Origin of the sequence: Pedobacter hiemivivus (genome assembly GCF_004331685.1) — a bacterium.
Taxonomy (GTDB): domain Bacteria; phylum Bacteroidota; class Bacteroidia; order Sphingobacteriales; family Sphingobacteriaceae; genus Pedobacter; species Pedobacter hiemivivus.
In genome coordinates this window covers 252,922-272,849 of record NZ_SJSM01000002.1, presented here as the reverse complement: position 1 = coordinate 272,849, position 19,928 = coordinate 252,922, and the positions used below count along the sequence as shown (strand labels likewise).

Sequence of the window (19,928 nt, the reverse complement as noted above, 5' to 3'; positions counted from 1 at the left end):
TTTTGATTTTTTAATAATTACAATTGATTACCAGCCTTTATTCTGGACGATTACCCCATTTGATTTCGTAATTTCTGACTGTGGGATCGGATAGTAATAGAGTTTATTGTTCCAGGTACGGTTTTCTACTACAGTTGGTGTATAGCTAAAGGTCCCATTAGTATTTTTAACCACATTAACCCCCCTTAGGGCACCACCAATTGCCTGATCGGCAATCATCCAGCGCCTTACATCCCAAAAACGGTGACCTTCAAATGCCAGTTCTACACGTCTTTCTCTTCTGATCAGTGCTTTCATAGCCTGTTGATCGGAACCTGCAGGTATAGCCTTAAGGGCAACCGCTGCTCTGGTGCGTACGGAATTTAACGCTGTCCTCGCACTAACTGTTAATGTCCCTGGCCCCATACCTTCCGGGCCATAAGCTTCATTCATCGCTTCGGCATAGTTTAAATAAATTTCCGACAGACGGATATACATCCATTGCTTGGGAGCAGTTTCGCCTATCTGCAGATCCAAAGTTTCGTTTATATACTTTCTTAGATAGTACCCTGTTTTAGAGGCCCTGTCTCTTGGTTTCCCATTAATTCCGCCGCTAAACACTTCAACAGGAGCCGGAACTTTGCCAAATGGGGCGCCATTAAAGGCGACTATTTTCGACAGTCGCGTATCACGTCTGTTATAAGGATTTGCAGCATGAGATGGCTTATTCCAATCGAAATCACCGTCATCAAGGTGCTCATAAGCATCAACAAGATTCCCTGATGGGCACGTTCCTGTTAATCCGAAGGGAAAGCCTACAGCAGTATTTTGCTTTTCGAAAGTATTGCTGGCGGCATACCTTCTTTCAAAAATAACCTCTGTGCTTTTGGTTGCAGCCAATACGCTTAATGTTTCATATTTCGGCTGAAATGCATAAGCAGGAATAAGGGTAATTACTGCTCTATTCGCTTCAGCAGCTTTAATCCAGCGTGCTATTCGGTCGCCTCCGACATACCCCAGTAAAGCATCACCATTTGAAGGCTGATTATAAAGATCACTTGCCGCGTACAGTAGCGTGCGCGCCTTCAGTGCCATAGCAGCCCCTTTTGTTGCTCTTCCATAGTTCCCTACATCATATGTTGCTGGGAGATCAGCAGCAGCCGCATCACAGTTAGCGACAATAAAATCAACGCAATCTGAAAATGACTTTCTCGGAAAACGGGAGATCCAGTCTGTATTTTTATCAATCACCTCATCTACAATCGGAACGCCGCCATAACGTTTAATCAGTTCAAAATAAAAGAATGCAGTAAGGAACTTTGCTTCCGCCTTATATTGTTTAGTCAAACCGACTCTAAGGTTGTACTCTGTAGGATTTGAATATTGCCAGATCTTCCAGGTAATGGTGTCTGTAGACTGAATAAATATTTTAGCATTCCTTATAGATGCATAAGATTTATTCCAAATGTCATCAGGGTTGGAATATGGCGTGATATTTCCGGTATTAAAATTCTGAATCGTTTCCACGTTGTTCACTTCCTCGGCTTCATCGCAGGCAGCTGCGAGCCAGGAGGTACCGATATCCGCAAAGCCATCTGGAAGACCGCTATATACATTACTCAAGATGTTCCGGATTTGTGTGATGTTGTTATAGATGTTTTTATCATCTACAAAGGTCAGGTCATCCGGGTCAGTTACCTTGCAGGAAACAATACTAACTGCCCCGATAAAAATTAATATGCCTTTTTTAAAGTTATTCATATCCTTCTGTTAAAATTGTAAACTGATACCTGCGTTATATGATTTCATGACAGGATATCCTGCTAAAACCTCCGGGTCCGTATATTTCAGATGATCAAATGTGAACAGGTTCATTCCCCTCAAAAATATCCTCGCATTCCTTAGCCTTGCACGCTTACTAAGGCCTTGTGGTAAGGTATAACCTAGTTCAAGGCTACGTAGACGAAGAAAATCACCATTTACATACCAAAAGGAAGATTCCCGGTAATTGTTCTTATTTTCAAGTGTGGTAAGCCGCGGATAATCTGCTGTATTTTGTGTTTGTTCCGTCCAGAACTGATTCGCATAGGTATTGATTCGACCACCATTGTTATTTAATGGCCAAAACAGGAAGGGGGCATTTCCCAGATAAATGCTCCTGCCTACTTGTCCCTGAAAGAATGCACTAACGTCAAATCCCTTAAAATTAAAACCAACATCAAATCCCATATCCCAATTTGGCAAATTGGGTTTTTCCAGAGGCACTTCGTCAAAAGCATCTATGATCTTGTCACCATTCTGGTCCTTATATTTAATATCGCCTGGCTTAACGGTACCGAATGTTTGAACCGGACTATTCTGAATATCTGCATCAGAGTTAAAAAACCCAATAGCTTCGAGCATAAACGGCTGCTTAATAGGATTACCTTTTTGATATAAATAACTATAAGGCTGGATGGTTTCTGGCAGGTAAGTTATTTTATTTGTGGCATAACTCACATTTACACCGGCGTGGTATCCCCAATCCTTTTTCTGTTTAGCAAAGGAAAGACTACCTTCAAGCCCCTTATTGGCCGTAATACCGGCATTGATATTTGGTAAATCCTGCCCTAGCAGACCAGGGATAAGTGCATCCTCCGAAACTAATATGTTTTTCCTTTTTTCATAAAATACGGTTAAGGAAAGATCTAGAATTTTAAATAATTGGGCGTCAATTCCAGCATCATATTTATAAGCCGTTTCCCAGGTGAGATTGGAATTAGGGGCGACACCAGGGTACAGACCTGCTTGTGCAGCATTGGCACTACCGAAATTATAGCCTGTTGCAGCAGTATATTGCCTTAAATCGCTAAACCGCTGGCCAACTTCGGCGTTACCCACTGCACCTGCAGAAACTCGGAGTTTCAAAAAGTTCAGGTAGTTATTGTGCTTTAAGAAGTTCTCTTCAGAAATTACCCAGCCAGCAGATACCGCCGGAAAAAAGCCAAATCTGTGTTCTTTAGGAAAGGCCTCAGTACCGCTGTAGGATGCACCAATCTCTGCATAGTATCTGTTTAAATATCCATAATTTACACGGCCACTTAAAAACTGGTAATTATATGGGCTTTCACTACCAATAATCAGCCGATCCTGGTGATAAATTAGCTGGGTATTAAGCGTATGGTTAATGCCCAGCTGTGGCGTATACTGGATGTTTCCTTCCAGGGTATTGCGCTTATTCTGGACATCATTTACAGGGTAACCACCAGTACTTATTGTTTTAAGGTCCCCGTTGACGCCAATCAAAGCGCTAAGTACAGGCTCCCCTGATGGATTTTGTCCTAACAATTCCCTAACACCGAAGGTTTTGCTGTAGCCTTCCTGATTGCTATAAAAATTATCAGTTGAGAACCTTAGGCCGGCAGTAAGCCCCTTAAGGAGATCATTAAAATCATATTTTGTAGAAAGGGTAGTGAGAATAGCCCTGTTGTTTGTTACCCGATATCCGGATGAATTGATATAGCCTATTGGATTATTTGGATAAACTGTTGTACCTCCATATACACCATTTTGAACATAAGCAGGGAAAAGGTGAGCAGGATATTTATAAAGCATATCCCAGGTAGTTGGGGCATTCGTAAAAGGAGCATTTTTCTGATAGACCCTTCCATTAAGGTCCAATCCAAAAGTCCAGTTCTTATTTACATTTAAATCAAGGTTCGACCTAAAGGAAACATTGTCCAGATAGATACCTGTAGAATATCCATCATTCCTATCCGAGTTTTTATAAAGTCCTCCCTGATGAAAATAGCCAAGGGCAACATAATATCTTGCGATCTTATCCCCTCCAGAAACATCAAAATTTGCCTTGGTTCCCAAAGCATTATTATTAGTCACCTCTTTTCTCCAGTCGACGTCTGGATAATAATAAGAATCCCCATTTTCATATCCTGCAATCTGTGCAGGCGTATAAGCTGGTGCCAATCCATCATTGCTGAGCGCCTGATTGTATAATTTTACAAAGTCTCCAGAGCTGACAAATCCGGGATTGCGGGTAGGTGACAGGAGTCCCTGTTCAACTTTACCATTCATGATCAGTTTGCCCACAGCTCCCCTTTTGGTGGTTACTAGTATAACCCCATTTGCTGCCCGGATTCCGTAGATTATAGTTGAAGCAGCATCTTTAAGCACAGTGATACTTTCTATATCCTCAAGCTGCACGTCATTCATATCCCTTTCTATACCATCAACCATAATCAGAGGTTGATTTGTCGCCATGGTACTTCTTCCGCGCAGAAAAAATATCGGCGCATCGTTTCCCGGTTCCCCGCTGCTTTGCTGCAGGGTTAAACCCGGTAATTTTCCAAACAAACTATTGCCCGATAGATAAACGGAATTACCAATGATGTCTTTACTGCTGACTGTACTGACAGAATAGGTCAGCGCCTTTTTTGTGATCTGCCCGTAAGCTATATTGACCCTATCTTTGTTCGAGAGCGTATCGGTTTCCGGTCCTTCTTGTTTTTGCTGTCTCCCATAGCTAGTGTAACTCAGCAGAGAAAGCAAAATAAAGGCACACAAACATTTATACATAAAAAATTTCATATGATCTATCTAATTAATTACCATCCAGGATTTTGGACCAGTCCGTATTGTAAACTCACCTCTGTAGGCGGGAAAGGATGCAAATAATACCAGTCATAAAACTGCCTGTCTTCAAACTTGTATTTTGTATACGTATAGGTATTATTATTCATTTTTTTTACGGCCATATCGTAAACCGGCCCTTTAAATACATTGCCCATTTTCCAGCGTTTCAAATCCCAGAAACGATATTCTTCAAATGCAAATTCAATAGCCCATTCGTTCTGTATTTTTGTACGCATTTCATCCTTTAATAATCCTGTAGGGATATTTGGCATACCAGAACGGTTTCTGATCAGGTTAATCTTATCGTAGACCCGACTATCAGGAACAGAAAGTGTTTCGTTAAGTGCTTCAGCATACATCATATACAGATCTGTGAGGCGCATTTGTGAACATATAGGCGACCATGTTTTTTGTGTTGACACTCTGTCTTCATATCCGTATACATGTTTTCTAACCTGATGCGACCATTGTGTCTGGGCCTTTGAAGGACTATTATTACCTGCCAGCGTAGGGGTTTCATGCTCATAATATTGTATCTGAGTAGTACCGTACAAGGTTTGCATATTATACATCACTGTCTGGTTAAACCTCGGGTCCAGGTTTTTATACGGAGCTGTAGGGTCATTTGGTGGTGTAGTGACCACCCCATTCCAGTTCACATAGGAGCCATCTTTATTCTGGTATTTCTCTACCATATTCATACTCACCAGATTGGAAGAAAACCCTCCAGAAAATGGTGTCCCACGAGGAATCCAATAGGCCATTGATGGGTTGGTCACCAGCTGGGTGGCCCAGATCATTTCGGTATTTCCCTGATTAGGTTTGTACTGATAAGAAATGGTGTAGTTCAAGTTAACATTTGGCGTGTTAACCATGACATAGGAGTTTGATTCACAATATTTAATCGCATCATCGGCAAATTTGACCGCAGTTTCCCAGCGCACAGGATCATAATTTGTTAAGCAAATCAAATTATTATGGCTACCAAAATTCATGTATGGAGTTGCCGTATTAAATAAGGGACTTGCAATATATAAGGCAGCTTTAGCTTTTAAGCTATAAGCAAACGTTTTATTTAAGTGCCCAAAATCCAATCCATCATACCGGGCTGCAAAATCAGGATTTGCAATTGCGGCGTCAAGCATCTGGATGATATAATTATAGACGTCAATTAAGGGCGACCGAGGAAGATTTACATCATCTGTTTGCACATTTAACCGTTTAGTAACCAATGGTACGCCACCATAGCGCTTCATCAATTCAAAATACTGGAAAGCGATCATCGTCTGCGCCTCGGCTTTGATCCTCGCCTTTTGTGCCTCAGAGGCATCGGGGACTTCCTCAACCCGTTCCAATAAGGTAAAAGCCTTGCGAATGGTTTTATAGTGGTTTGAATAGATGTCTTCCCCTGTTTTACTATTGCTGAGCCATTCGGCATCCACCGTACCAAAATTAAATTTATGTGCGCCATAGTTCGCATTGGCTCTGAAGCTTCCGCCAAAATCAGTGGCAGCTTCCAGCATTGACCCACCCAGACGTGTTGTACTGGTTACCCCAACTGCCAACTGAAGGTAATACGGGCCCAGATTATACATGTCGTTAACCAGTTTTACTGTATTTTCGTATTTAACGAATATGGAGTCCTCATTAAAGGTTACTGAAAAAGGTTTTTCTAAAAAATCCTTATTACATGAGCTGGTCATCATTGATCCCAGCAGCAATAGAAAAGCAGCTACTATTGGGATTATCATTTTTTTCATGATTATATTATTTAAATGACATAGATTTAAAATTGAACACTTAACCCTGCATTAAATACCTGTAACTGAGGATACCCCATACTGTCGCTGGCATTTTGTTCTGGATCAACCAGTTTTAGTTTGTCCCAGGTCAGCAGATTCTGTCCACTAACATATACCCTGGCACTGCTTACACCTACCTTTTTAAAAAAGTCATTGCTGCTAAACCTGTATCCCAATTCTATATTTTTCAGGCGCAGATAAGATGCATCTCTTATCCATAAGGTAGAATTCTGGTAATTGGTTCCATTTGCATAGGTGGCACTTAATTTGGGCAATTTCGCATTAGCGGCATTTTCCGGTGTCCAGCGCTGCTCCATGACATTGGCAAGGATACCCCCGAATTGATTCCCCGGTTTTTGCATATAGCCGCTAACCAATCGACTTACCCGCCCTGCGCCCTGAAAAAGTACACTAAAATCAAAGCCTTTGTACGACAAGTCTAACGTTGCCCCATAAATTTTTTCCGGATAGGTTGGTGAACCAATAGGAACAAAATCATCCTTATCAACCTTACCGTCCTTGTTTGAATCCAGGTACTTCACATCACCAGGGGTAGGCTTTGCTGAATATTGCAATGGCGCGGCATCAGCCTCAGCCTGCGTATTAAAGAAGCCCAGAGCGATCAGACCATAGGTCTGGCTGATGGAATGACCGAATTGGTTTTGAGCAGTTTCCGGCATTCCGTTCTCTAAAAGCTTATTATGGGCATAAGTGAAATTACCACTAAGGGAATATTTTAATCCTCCGATCTTACTGTTCCATCCAACCTGGAGTTCATACCCTTGATTTCTCACCTTAGCGAGGTTATATACGTCCTGAATGGCTGCGGCAACATGCCCTATAACAGGCTTGGTTGCAAGAATATTATTCCGGTAGTCGATAAAATAGTCAGCATTGAAGCTTAATTTATCATTAAAGAAAGTAGTTTCAATCCCATAATTTTGTTTAACTGCTTTTTCCCAGGTGATATTCGGGTTACCCGTCTGCCCCTCAACAACCCCTTCTACCCCTCTAATGTCTTCACCAAAACGGGCCCTGTTGGCTAATATTTCATAAACGGTTGGGAGGTACATAAACCGATAATACTCAGGTTTACCAGTAAGGGGATTAATAGCAATCAATTTATCATTACCAGTTTCACCGTAAGAAGCTCTGAATTTTAGCAGGCTAAGTACACTGTGATCTCCCAATAGTTTTTTTACCAGCGGTTCCCTGGTTACGTTCCATCCTGCAGAGATCGCAGGAAATGTACCATACCGCTTCTCTGCAGGAAAATTTTCAGAACCATTTCTGCCTATAGATCCTTCCAGCATATAACGGTAATCATAATTATAAGTTATCCGTCCAACAATACCAAGGTATCCGATAGCAACCTCAGGATATTGCGTCGCATAACTTGCACTGAAAGGCCAAAATTGTTTATTCTGATTATACAGTACCAGTCCCGTAACATTGTGCTTTCCAAAGCTCTTATCGTACTGCAGTGCTGCTTCTAAATAGATTCTTTTGGAACGACTGCTAAAACTTTGAGCCGTCACTCCTCCTACCAACTCATCGGTGCTTGGCAGATAAACAACAGTTTCTTTACCATCCACCACAGTCTCAAGTATTTCATAAGTTGGCCTCGTTACGTTCTTGCCCATGGAAGTGGTATAATCAGAATCATATCCAAGTTTTGCACGGAAAGACAATCCTTTTGTGACCATATCCAGTTTCTGGTTTAGATCAGCCGTAATATTGAACTGGTTGATAAACCTTTCATCATAGCCCCCTGAAATTCCGGTAATAGGATTGATATAGGACTGAATAATCTTATCACCTATTACTCCTGGCGAGGCACCTGCCCCAGCACGTAGCATGGTACTGAAAGGTGATCCCGCAGTATGGTATTTATCCGCATAACCGCCGAGTGAAAGCTTGAAGATGGTCGTTTTTGTCAGGTTAAAATCTACATTCGAGCGAAAATTATAACGGTTATAGGTGGTGTTGTTACTATATCCATAATTCTTATTGAACTCCTTTAGCAGCCCACTTTGATTCACATAACCAAGCGACACAAAATATTTGGCGAAGGTGCCTCCTCCATTTATGGTTAGTGTATTTTTTGTCTGCGGAGCCGTTTTGTGCAGCATATAATCAAACCAGTTAATGTTCGGGTGCAATAGCGGGTCACTTCCATCTTTAAATTTCTGCAAGTCTGCCGGTTTATAATATAGATTGTCTGGAGTTGCGGTTGGCGTATCGTTCTTCATACCTTCATTGTACAAGAACGCATAATCATAGGAATTTGAAAATTCCGGCAAACGGGTTGGTGTTTGCAAAGCAAAATTACTGGTAAAGCCAATTTTAGGTTTCCCGGTAGTACCCCGTTTTGTGCTAACCAGGATCACCCCATTCGCACCTCTTATCCCATATACAGCAGTTGTTGAGGCGTCCTTCAGTACCGTAATGTTTTCAACTTCTTCGGCATTGATACTGTTAAAAGGACGTTCAATACCGTCAACCAATACCAGCGGTTCACTGTTTAAAGCATTGGTACTTGATCCCCTGATACGAATTTTGATGGGTTCATTACCGGGTGCACCGGTTGTTTGTTCTACAAAAACCCCTGAAGTACGGCCAACAAGGCTTTGGGCTAAATTAAGGGTGGGCGATTTGGCCAATTCCTCTCCTTTTACCGTCGTTAGTGCCCCGGTTACGCTTATCTTTTTTTGCGTACCAAATGCCACAACAACAACCTCACTGAGTGTAGAATTTTCTTCTCTCAATACAACGTTTACAATTTTATTCCCTTGATATGCAATCTGCTGCGCTTTAAATCCGATCATAGAAAATAGCAACACCTGTTTGTTGTCGGATAGCGTTATACTGTATTTCCCTTCTTTGTCCGTTACTGTAGCGAGGATAGTCCCCACTATCTCAACACCGACACCTGGTATGGGGCCACCGATGGAGTCTGTAACTACCCCACGCACCACGATATCTACTGTTTTTTTTGCAACCCGAGCTTCCTTCAGCACAAGAAATTTTCCATTTACCTCCACCTCAAAACCAAGTTTTTCCAGAACTACCGTTATTTTTGTTTTGCTAAACGACATAGCAGGAAGATTTCTATTCTCATTTACAGTTACCGGATCATACAGGAATTCAAAACCAGAAATTTTCTGCATCTGGTTAAAGACGTCCTTCACTGAACTGTTCCTTTTAATAGCAATTGTAATTTCTCCGTTGGTAAATTGTTGTTCCCGTATTGTTGAAGCATGTAAAAAACTGACAAAAAATAATACAGGCCCCATAAGTATCAAGCCATATTTCCCTGATAGATATAGAATGGACCGACAATATTTTAAAAGTTTATTCATAATTTTATAATGTTTTTAACCTTACGTTATGTGTTGAAAATCCAGGGATACAAATTTGCATGATGTGCCCTGTCCTTATTATTCCAGCATTGATCTGATCAATGCTGGTTTAGTGCGATTACTTGTACTACATTTCTATTTAAATATTTTAAAGGTTTTCTTGTCTGCGGATACATGAAATTGAAAACGATGGATCCGGGACAGCAGCCATAAGATTTTCTCAGGTTGCTGATCTGTGGTAAATGTTCCTGTAAACCGTAATTTTTCCAGTCCTATTCGCGGCTGTAAACTTATTTTTATCGCGAAGGTATTTTCGAGTTCTTTAATAACGTCCAGCATAGAAGAGCCCGAAAACCTAATTTTCGGGATGGGTTTCAGCACCTGCGTTATTGTAGTCAAATGGCTATTCTTATGGTAGGCGAACTGTTCTCCTTTAACCAGCATACCTAAGACCTCCACCTTATTACCGATCGCTACCTTTCCCGAATGTACCACGACCTCAATTTTTTCAGAATGATGAAATGCACTGATTGTGAAAGAGGTACCTAAAACATGTGTATATAACCCCTCAGGCAGTGCGACCCTAAAAGGACGCCTCTGCTCATGATGAATGTTGAAGAAGGCCTGACCTTCCAAAAGTTCTACTTCTCTTTTATCAGCATGGAAGTGGAGCGGATACCTCACTTTACTTAATGGCCAGAGTTGAATTACAGAGCCATCTGTCAGGGTTATTTTTTTTGTCTGTCCAGATTGCGTTGATGCTATCGCAAATTCATTCAATCTACTGTTATTCCATACCCAAGCAGCCATACCTAAAGCAGATACAAACAGCACAACAGCAGCATATTTTAAATATTGAAGAATTCCAGGAAAGAGATATTTTTTCGGAGTATAAATGTGTGCGGCTATTTCTATAAAAATTTCCGCTTCTAATTCATCCCTTTCTATTTTACTACGAGATATTTTTTTCTGAAAAGAGCTGTACCAGCTGTCCAAAAGCACACGTTCAGCAGCATTTACCTCATCTCGCAAGAACCTATCCAACAGATCTTTTGCTTTTTCTTTGTTTGTCATCACCTCTATGTCACGCCTAGACACAGATCGTACCGTTCAAAAAAGTTAAGGATTCATGAAGATTATGTTAACAAAACAGAAGCAAAACCAAAAATAAGATATAGGAGAATCTTTTTTTAAGCACTTTTACCCCTATAGAGAGTTGATTCTTTATAGTTTGTTTATGAAGACCAAGTTCCAGGGATATTTCATCAATTGATTTTTGTTCCATCCGACTCAGCATAAATATAAGACGCATTTTTGCGGGCATCTCATCGATGGCTTGGTTTAGTGCTTGCTGTAGCTCTTTAGTCAATAGTTGCTGATCGGAAGAAACTTCAACATCCTGGCTAAACAGCATTTCCTCATGATAATTATCAGCTGTCAGTTCATTCCTAAAAAAATTAATTACCTTATATTTGACGGCCTGGCGAAGATACCCTGAGATTGATTCTTTTACATTCAAATTTTCACGCTTTTCCCAAATAGAAATAAAGATTTCCTGAACAATATCCTTTGCTACATCTTCATTTTGGGTACGGATGAGTGCATCATTATAAAGTATTTCCCAGTATTCTTTATATAACAGCTCTAATGCTTTTGTATGTCCTTTTTTGAGAGCGCTCAAAAAATCATAATTACTCACAGCGAAAGGTTGAAATTATTTTGTCCAAAACTACCTCTCCAGTGTTCAGTTACTATTAATAAATAATGACTTTAAACCTAATGCCGAAAATATCCTCTTTGCAAACAATCTCGGAAGGCATCTACTAATCAGGACTGTTTGTAAACGACCATGGAAAACTAGCCATCGTAAATCCGAACGTTGTCTTCTGTTTAGCTTATTGCAACGCTGCAATAAACCAACATAATTATAAAAATATATAAGTCTGACACCAGGGCAATTGCCTCATTCCGACTTTCTGGTTTTTTAATCAGATGCATCATTCCCGCAAGCCCAAAGTATAGGCCACCTGCAATAGCCGCAGGCATTCGCCATTCCGGACGAAATACCGAAAGCATGGCTATTATTCCTATACATATATTAGCAAATCCTAGTTCTCTGATTATTGGAAAACTGTCGTTACCAGTTATACGGAATATCTGATGTGCGGTAAATGAAGGTTTTGTAATCTGCCGAATACCAGCGATCAATAGTCTAACCCCAATTGCCCAAAAAATCAGCCATTTGCCAACTAGTAAGACACTGAAATCTACATCGGCTGAGAACACCTCTACAACAATAGAGACAATCGGTAAAATGAGCATAAACAAGAGTACACTGATCAAATAAAGATTAATTTTATTCTCTTTCATATATCTAAAATAAACAAATCTTAGAAAATAAAACACTATAATACGTGTGCAGCACCATCCATACTGTCTACTCAATTTATATCGATAAGGCATTGTTTTTATTCAGGGAAAAGCCTTTACAAAAAAACCATACCAAAAACAACCTTGACATTGGGTTTCAATTGCCTATTGATTAAACCGGAGACATACTATGCCTCCGGTCTATACCTTACTTATTATAAAATCAGACAGCGTTAATATCTTCCCTATTCACTCATAATTTCCTTAAGTTTTACCTCAAGCGGATCAGGGGCATTTTTACTATTCCCTCCTATATATCTTCCAATTACCTTTCCATCTAAACCGATCAGGATCTTTGTCGGAAATGCGTTCACGCCATATAATTCGGTTACATTAAATTGCTCAATACCTTCCTCATTAAGGATCTGTATCCAAGGCAGGTTGTCTTCCTTCACTGCCTCCTTCCATATTTTCATGTTTTCCGCTAGTGATCCTTTTTTCTCATTAGCGATACCGATTATGTTGACACCTTTGTCCTTGTATTTTTCATACAGGTCTTTCATATGCGGATTGTTTTGACGACAGGGTCCGCACCAGGAACCCCAGAAATCAAGAATTACATACTTACCTTTGAAGTCTGACAAGCTCACCGTTTTCCCGTTTAGGTCTTTCTTAGTAAACGGTATAGCGACTGCTCCTTCTCCGAACTTTTTAGTTTCAGCAAATCTTTCCTGTATCATTCGTCCATACTGGCTGTTCTTTACTGCGGGAGTAAGTTTTTGGTACAGCGCTGCAAGCTCTTCATCTGTCATTGTATTCTGTACGTCGAGTGCGAGAGTCAATGCACTTGCAAGGAATTCCGGATGATTTTTGATAAAGGCAATCCGATTTTCAAGCAGGAGTTTTTGGGCAGCAGTTATTCCAGGCGGCGTTTCTGTAGATTGTTCCCCGCTTTCTGCCATTTTCTTAAACTCATTCATCAGGTACCGTTGCTCCGGCCTTTCCATTGCCTTTAATTGATTGAGCTCATCGTTGTATTTACTTCCCGTACATAGTGCCATATCCATTTCGGAAGCTACTCCCTTCACGGTAAGACGATCACCATTCTGTACAAAAAATCTAAGGGGGCTGGCGGGCATTCCATTTTCCTTTTTTTGAATGACGAAAATAACGGGTTCATTATTTTCTACCTTGCCACTGATCTCAAACACGCCGCTGGTTATTTCCACACTATCAGGAACAAGTACCTTGCTATCCATCGGATTACGATGCATGAGCATCAGTTTCCCATCGGGCAGATTTTCTATATAGCCTTTTATGGTGTAGGTACCTGACTGGGCTGAAACGGAATAAGCGCTCAGTATCGACCAGCATATTAACATTAATTTTTTCATTAACTGTAATTTTTTCTAGTGTTTTATTTCCCAAATATCTCTTTAAGCAATTTATCCAGACGTGCCTCTGGTGTGTTCCCCAGAAGACGCTTGGGTACTGTCTTGGCAGCTGAACTAGCAGTTGAGTTGGCAGCAGAGCTAGCAGTTGAGCTAGCAGCTGAGTTAGCACCGTCTGCACCGCCGGGATTTCCAACACCAGCTGCCATACTCGAACCACTTGAACGCCAGATAATTTTACCTTCTTTATCTAGAAGTATTTTTGTTGGGAATGCCTTGATACCATAAAGCGTAACCACATCAGACTTCTCCTTTCCTTCTTCATTCATTATCTGTGTCCATGGAAGGCCATCATCCTTAATGGCTTTTAACCATGCAGCCTTGTTTGTTGTTCTTTCTTCCGCTACTCCAATGACCACAAGACCATCCTCCTTATATTGCTCATACATTTCTTTTAAATGTGGGTGACTTGCCCTGCACGGACCGCACCATGACCCCCAAAAATCCAGCAGCACATATTTACCCTTATAATCGGAAAGCCTGATGGTTTTGCCGTTCATATCTTTTTTTACAAAATCAGGAGCAACCAGGCCGGCCTCGGTCAATCCCTCCTGCTGTTTACCCGTTATCTGCTCTTCTATACTTTTTGCTATGGGGAAACTTTTTATTTTGCCGTCCAGTTTACCATAAAGCTGCTTAAGTTCGTCCATCTTCATAGAAGAAGAAAGGTCTGAAAGCAGGTAAGCACTGATCAGATAATCCGGATGCTGTTCAATAAACTGTTTTGTGATGTTGCGCTTCTGGGTATTCAATTGATCTGTTTCGTTATACACCCTTTTCGCATTTGGCGAATCCTCCGCTTCTTTGGCAAGCATCACTTTCCGAATATCATCCGAGTTGGCCCTGAGTTGCATCTGAACGTCTTTTACTTTTGCAGTGTACTCCATGGCCTGCTCATTATATTTATTGCCGCTAACCTGTGCAACTTCAAACCCTTTTTGGGTTCCGCTAACATTTATAACGTCACCATTCATCCCAAAAATGCGGAGGCGCACTCCCATAGTGGCCCCACCTTTAAAAAAACTGGCCTGGGACACATCCATCAGCATTCCAACCTCCACATCATTTCCTTTTGCGGTATCCCTGAATTCAAATGCACCATTCGCATCGGTTTGAACAAGTTTATTTTTCATATCGTCACCTTCACCAGTGGAATAGTAGAGTTTCCCGGTTGGGATACCCTCGATCTTGCCTTTCACCGTATAGCCCGCACCTTTTTTCTGTGAACATGCGATATTCGTTATAAGAACGCAGGACAGCATAAATAAGAATCTTTTCATTTTTTGTTTTTTTTGTTTAATAATATATGTTTCGAATTATGGATTATCAGTAATGGCCGGGTTAGTTTGTGAAACAAATTTTGGTATACGCAAGACCAGTCGGTCTGGCGTTAACGTATAAGTTTCCGTCCCGTTTTTATGTGTGTAAGTTTTCCCGCTAAATAAAGGGTCGTTGGAAAGTCTTCTTAAATCGAACCAGCGTTTGCCTGTGCATGCATATTCACGCAACCTTTCCTCAACAATAAATTTTATTAGTTCATTCTGATCGGTAAATGTTACCTCAGCGACATCCGAAGGCATTCTTTTGTTTCGGAATTCCTCGAGATCTGTTATCGCCCCGCCTGTATTGCCCGTTCTGGCCTTACATTCAGCAATCATCAGGTAGAGGTCAGGAATAGAGGGACCGTAATTTATTGCGATCGGACTCCTGCGAGCCTTATAAGGAATGGCCACACCTTGCGTATTTTTATCCCTGAACATCTTCAATCGCTGATCCTGAGGATCATAAATTGATTCATAACCGGGATCCAGGAAAACGCTGTTAGTATAGGCAAAGCCGAACATATTGACCCTTTTCTGGAATATTTCCTCCTGGTTATCGGGAGCAATTGGCATAATCCCCGGCGAATTGGTAGCAGCAGGTGCCCATATATCCATCATCACGTTATAGTCATACAGGGCCATCGGAACGTCGCTGTTAGACAGTAAACTTTTCGCACTATTTAATTCAACAAGCGCTTTTGAATATTCACCCATCATAAAATATACCTGTCCAAGCATATACCTGCCTGCAGTTTTTGAGATCCTGAACCTGCTCACAGTTCTCTCATTTAAATCAGGAATAGCTTGTGTGAGGTCGTTGATAATAAAATCGTAAACTTCCCGGACGGTCTTTCTTGCACCGGCCATTGCGCTCGCCTCGGGGATTTCAATAATGGGAACACCCGGGTCCGTCGATGCAGTAGCAGCATTATATGGCTTTGCAAATAAATTCAGTACCATAAAGTGCATTAATGCACGGTTTGCCTTGGCCTCAGCAAGTAACGCACGTTTTTGTTGATCTGTGCCTCCTTCAGCGGATAACACACCGCGAATAATTAAATTGAAAGTATAATTCTGCAGATAAAATGCGGCCCACTCGGCCGGTTGCTCGGTAAGCTGATATATATCGGGAAGCCATTTAAATGCATTTAGCTCCCTTGGCGCCAGCGTAGCGGAATATTGCGGATCCAGCCTCACTTCGTCCGACATCACCACCGGCAGCGTTACACCAGCCCCAGCCGACGCCCCATTCTCTACAGGCATGAAAATAGCATAGCTTAACAGGTTGGGATTATTGAACAGTCCATTGAAATGTTCATAAGTCTGCGGAACTTCAAGTCCTTTAGGTTTAACATCAAGGTATTTCTTACAACCTGATATCATAAGCAGCATAGAAGCTGCGATGTATATATAGCGTGTCATGTGTTTCATTTGGTTTATTTAAAACTTACGTTCAGCCCAATGGTGTAAAATGCCTTCATACGATTCGGTCGCATGCTGGCTAATTGAAGTCCCTGGCTAGAGCTTCCGCTTCCTACCTGTAAACCCATCTGTCCCATATTATAATATTCAGGGTCGATATCGTTATTATTGGCGGTCCAGAGCAGCACATTATTCACCTGGCCATATATTTTCAGCTCGCGAAGAAAACCTGTCGGCACACGGTAGGATAAGGTGAGGTCTCTTAAGCGCGCATAACTGGCACTTACAATATTAATGTCTGCCGCCTCATACAGGTCGAGGCTTCTCGATGATCCGCTTACAGATCCGTCTGCTATATATGCTGGTATATCAGTACGGTTTTCATCACCCGGCTGCTTCCACCTGTTTTCAAAATATTCAGCAATATTCTGTCTCAGGCGTCCCGAATAAAAACCATTAACATCCTTCCGCATTTTATGTCCCAGATTGTAGATCACAAGAAAGGAAAGCTCGAACCTTTTATACTGGAAATTATTAGTGATACCACCGTAATACAAGGGCTGTGCGGTGCCTGCATAACTCACATCGTCCATACTAAGGTCCCCTGAAAATTTTACTTTCTCACCTTTGTTATTGTAAACCTGGGGAGCGCCGGTATTGTCAAGCCCCGCCCATCTTAAGGAGAACAAGCTATATGCAGAATAACCCTCTATGAAAGCTCGCCCTCCCGCAGATAACAATGATTGCGGCGAGGTGGGGGCTACACCGCCAAGACGTGTGATTTTATTCTTGTTGCTGCCGAAAGTGACTGTAGTACTCCAGTTAAAATTCCTGGAAACGATATTCCTCGAAAGCGAGCTTAGCTCTATACCTTTATTGTTAAGATCACCAAAATTTGTGTATCCGTTAAACCATCCATTCGTTACATCGAAAGGTTGGTAAGAAAGCAGATCGGAAGTTTTCTTATCATACACATCAATTGTTAGTTCTATCCTGTTATTAAATAAACTCGCATCAAGACCAGCATTCAGCGTGGCGGTCTTTTCCCAGATCAGTTTATCGTTAGCCGGCCGCAATACCTGATAGCCCGGGCCAACCGTTGTGTACCATGGATGAGGAAAAGGAGACAGGATATCGTATGGACCGCCGGAGCCCGGATTCGGTGAATTTCCACCGATACCATAAGTAAGCCGGAGTTTTAAACTATTCACCTGCGGAACATGAAAAAATGATTCATTGCTGACAAGCCAGCTTGCGCCCATTGACCAGATCGGTTTATATTGCTGGCTCACATCAGTACCAAAAAGGTTCGACTGATCCATGCGGATACTTGCATTCAAATTATATTTTCTGTTGAATGTGTAACCCATGTTTCCGTAAAACGAAACAAAACGGGTTTCGGCTTCCCTGGATGTCATTGAATTCCCAAACAACAAACTCATGCCGTAATAGTTACCGATAACGGGATTCATAATCGGGTTCGACTTTAGTGTTCTTTCATCGTAAGGCTCATAAGCCAGCGTTTGAGGGTTGTAACCGCGTGTATAGGTGCTGATCCCAGTCTGCTTGTCTTTTCGTGTTTCTGTTCCCGCTAAAATGGTGAGCCTATGCTTTTCATTATTCCAGCTGCCGTCATAGGTTAATTGATTTCTTATCGCCCATGCAGTGGAACGCGCATTTCCTGTCTGGTAATGCCCGCCTGTAGCTGGCAGATAGTAAACCGGCAAAGGATCGGCGACAGTGAAATTTACAACTTCATTTCTTACAAAATAGTTATTCTGATCTGTGAAAGTATAATTAGTGTTGCTGCCCGTTTGATATTGGTAGCGGCCTTCAAAATTTAATCCTTTCAACAGATTAATGGTCAACCCGGCATTTACCCTGGCCATTGTTGTGCTGCTGTTATTATTCTTTGCATACCTGGTTTCATCCAGGGGATTGTAATTCAGGTTGATGCGGCTCAACTGTTCTGCAGGGAGCCGGAGGCCGTCATACATTTTCAGATCTGCCTGGGAAAGGCCGTTTCCATTTCCGTCGGCAAACATGGCGTAAGGCAGGTAAGAATTAAGCGGAAGCATACCCTGCATATTGAACTTGCGCGTATCCTCTTGCGAGAGACTGGTGATCAGGTCGAGCTTGATTTTAGGAGTAATTGTGAAATTCTGCCTCAGGTTAATATTGTAACGGCTGGCATTTGATTTGTCGGTTTCCCGCTCGTTGGTATACCCCACAGAACCGTAGTAATTATGAAAACTACCGCCGCCTGAAACTGTTACATTATGATTAGTGAGTAACGCAGGTTGCTGGAAATACTTTTCGATTTGTGACCTGTTGTTCAGCGATGCCAGGGAGTCGAGACGATGATTGGCTATTGACTCATCGATAAGACCCAGGTACTGGTCATATAATATGCGTTCGTGTGGATACACTATTGGTGCCTGGAACTGTTCATCGAATCCGGTAACAGTGGTCCAGGGGTAGGCCGTGGGATCGAAGACTTCTCTTGCAGCGCTTATAAATTGTTCCGACTCATCATTTTTTGATAGCTGTAGTCCGGCATTCCCTTAAAGGATACAAAGCCATCGTAATTCACTTTTATTTTACCAGAATTTTTACCTTTTTTAGTAGTGATTACAATTACCCCGTTAGCCGCCTGTGCACCCCAGATGGATGCTGCTGTTGCGTCCTTTAAAATGGTCACATCCTCTACATCATTTGGATTTACTACCCGTGGAAGGTCTTCATAGGATACTGGTGTACCATCCAGCACATACAATGGTCTTCTTGAGGCATCGACAGAAGTCACCCCTCTTACCAAAAATTTATCGGCTCCTTCTCCGTAATTAACAGCAAGGCCTGGAACGAGCCCTTCCAGGCGGTCAACCACATTCATACTGACCGATTTCTGCTGTATCGCTTCCCCCGCCACTTTTGAAAAGGAGCCTGCACTCCTTTCTTTTGAAATCATCTGGTAGCCGGTGCTCACTGTAACTTCTTCCAGCTGTACACGTCTTGTTGTTACATTCACATTCAGTTCATTCTTGCCATTCACCCTCACTTCGTAAGTTTCAATGCTCACCCCGCTAAATATCAGGGTTGCATTTTCACTTATCCCTTTCAGGAAAAACACGCCATTCGCATTCGTTTTTGTTCCTTTATTTGTCCCTTTAACGTTTACACTTATTCCTTCAAGGGCTTCGCCTTTTTCATTGCGTACCAGGCCGCGGATGTCAATGCTAGCCCAGCTATCAGCCAGACGATCCAGAAAGGAAGGCTCTTTAGGTTTTACAGTAATGTTTCTGGCATCTATGGTATAGATCAGGTCCTGTTTATCGGACAGTTCATCCAACACCTGCTTTAAATCAGCATTCATAAAATGAACATCGACTTTTTGTTGTTTGTTTAACTTTTCATTTGAATAAAATACATTAAACCCTGTCTGAGATTTAATCGCGGAAAAAAGCTCGGCAAGGGTAGCCCCTTTCTTACTGTAGGTAAGTTTTTGCGCGAAACTTGCAGCAGACACCTGCATTAAACAGGTAGTAAGTATAATTATGACCATTTTCATAATTAAGAGTATTTTAGACGGAA

General features: G+C 41.7%; 12 protein-coding genes. All 12 read right to left on the bottom strand.

What is annotated here, in order from left to right; genetic code table 11:
* Positions 1-27: 27 nt before the first annotated feature.
* Positions 28-1,740 carry a RagB/SusD family nutrient uptake outer membrane protein gene (locus EZ444_RS04380; RefSeq protein WP_131607510.1) on the bottom strand — a complete coding sequence of 571 codons (1,713 nt, stop codon included), beginning with the start codon at positions 1,738-1,740 and terminating at the stop codon, positions 28-30.
* A gap of 9 nt (positions 1,741-1,749) precedes the next feature.
* Positions 1,750-4,563 carry a SusC/RagA family TonB-linked outer membrane protein gene (locus EZ444_RS04375; protein WP_131607509.1) on the bottom strand — a complete coding sequence of 938 codons (2,814 nt, stop codon included), beginning with the start codon at positions 4,561-4,563 and terminating at the stop codon, positions 1,750-1,752.
* Positions 4,564-4,580: 17 nt separating this feature from the next.
* Positions 4,581-6,368: a RagB/SusD family nutrient uptake outer membrane protein gene (locus EZ444_RS04370; RefSeq protein WP_131607508.1), complete on the bottom strand. Its 1,788-nt coding sequence runs from the start codon at positions 6,366-6,368 to the stop codon at positions 4,581-4,583.
* 26 nt (positions 6,369-6,394) lie between these two features.
* On the bottom strand, positions 6,395-9,580 hold the full coding sequence (locus EZ444_RS04365; protein ID WP_165503525.1) for a SusC/RagA family TonB-linked outer membrane protein: 3,186 nt from the start codon (positions 9,578-9,580) through the stop codon (positions 6,395-6,397).
* A gap of 327 nt (positions 9,581-9,907) precedes the next feature.
* Positions 9,908-10,846 (bottom strand): FecR family protein, encoded by a 939-nt coding sequence (locus tag EZ444_RS04360; protein WP_131607506.1) that lies wholly within the window; start codon positions 10,844-10,846, stop codon positions 9,908-9,910.
* A 67-nt stretch (positions 10,847-10,913) separates the two neighbouring features.
* Complete coding sequence (locus EZ444_RS04355) at positions 10,914-11,471, bottom strand: sigma-70 family RNA polymerase sigma factor (protein ID WP_131607505.1); 558 nt, start codon at positions 11,469-11,471, stop codon at positions 10,914-10,916.
* A 191-nt stretch (positions 11,472-11,662) separates the two neighbouring features.
* Positions 11,663-12,142: a DUF6790 family protein gene (locus tag EZ444_RS04350; RefSeq protein ID WP_131607504.1), complete on the bottom strand. Its 480-nt coding sequence runs from the start codon at positions 12,140-12,142 to the stop codon at positions 11,663-11,665.
* Between the two features lie 245 nt (positions 12,143-12,387).
* Positions 12,388-13,536 carry a TlpA disulfide reductase family protein gene (locus EZ444_RS04345; RefSeq protein WP_131607503.1) on the bottom strand — a complete coding sequence of 383 codons (1,149 nt, stop codon included), beginning with the start codon at positions 13,534-13,536 and terminating at the stop codon, positions 12,388-12,390.
* A 23-nt stretch (positions 13,537-13,559) separates the two neighbouring features.
* A complete protein-coding gene (locus EZ444_RS04340; RefSeq protein ID WP_131607502.1) occupies positions 13,560-14,873 on the bottom strand; it encodes a TlpA disulfide reductase family protein in 1,314 nt (437 codons plus the stop codon).
* A gap of 36 nt (positions 14,874-14,909) precedes the next feature.
* On the bottom strand, positions 14,910-16,346 hold the full coding sequence (locus tag EZ444_RS04335) for a RagB/SusD family nutrient uptake outer membrane protein (RefSeq protein WP_131607501.1): 1,437 nt from the start codon (positions 16,344-16,346) through the stop codon (positions 14,910-14,912).
* A 5-nt stretch (positions 16,347-16,351) separates the two neighbouring features.
* Positions 16,352-18,766 (bottom strand): SusC/RagA family TonB-linked outer membrane protein, encoded by a 2,415-nt coding sequence (locus EZ444_RS04330; RefSeq protein ID WP_131607500.1) that lies wholly within the window; start codon positions 18,764-18,766, stop codon positions 16,352-16,354.
* An 83-nt stretch (positions 18,767-18,849) separates the two neighbouring features.
* Entirely contained in the window at positions 18,850-19,905 is a 1,056-nt protein-coding gene (locus tag EZ444_RS04325; RefSeq protein WP_165503524.1) for a SusC/RagA family TonB-linked outer membrane protein, read from the bottom strand.
* Positions 19,906-19,928 lie beyond the last annotated feature (23 nt).

Bases quoted from the DNA above. Each gene is read 5' to 3' on its own strand.
- EZ444_RS04345 (WP_131607503.1), bottom strand. From the start codon at position 13,536: ATGAAAAAATTAATGTTAATATGCTGGTCGATACTGAGCGCTTATTCC.
- EZ444_RS04360 (WP_131607506.1), bottom strand. From the start codon at position 10,846: ATGACAAACAAAGAAAAAGCAAAAGATCTGTTGGATAGGTTCTTGCGA.
- EZ444_RS04325 (WP_165503524.1), bottom strand. From the start codon at position 19,905: ATGAAAATGGTCATAATTATACTTACTACCTGTTTAATGCAGGTGTCT.
- EZ444_RS04375 (WP_131607509.1), bottom strand. From the start codon at position 4,563: ATGAAATTTTTTATGTATAAATGTTTGTGTGCCTTTATTTTGCTTTCT.
- EZ444_RS04335 (WP_131607501.1), bottom strand. From the start codon at position 16,346: ATGAAACACATGACACGCTATATATACATCGCAGCTTCTATGCTGCTT.
- EZ444_RS04340 (WP_131607502.1), bottom strand. From the start codon at position 14,873: ATGAAAAGATTCTTATTTATGCTGTCCTGCGTTCTTATAACGAATATC.
- EZ444_RS04370 (WP_131607508.1), bottom strand. From the start codon at position 6,368: ATGAAAAAAATGATAATCCCAATAGTAGCTGCTTTTCTATTGCTGCTG.
- EZ444_RS04380 (WP_131607510.1), bottom strand. From the start codon at position 1,740: ATGAATAACTTTAAAAAAGGCATATTAATTTTTATCGGGGCAGTTAGT.
- EZ444_RS04365 (WP_165503525.1), bottom strand. From the start codon at position 9,580: ATGCAGAAAATTTCTGGTTTTGAATTCCTGTATGATCCGGTAACTGTA.
- EZ444_RS04350 (WP_131607504.1), bottom strand. From the start codon at position 12,142: ATGAAAGAGAATAAAATTAATCTTTATTTGATCAGTGTACTCTTGTTT.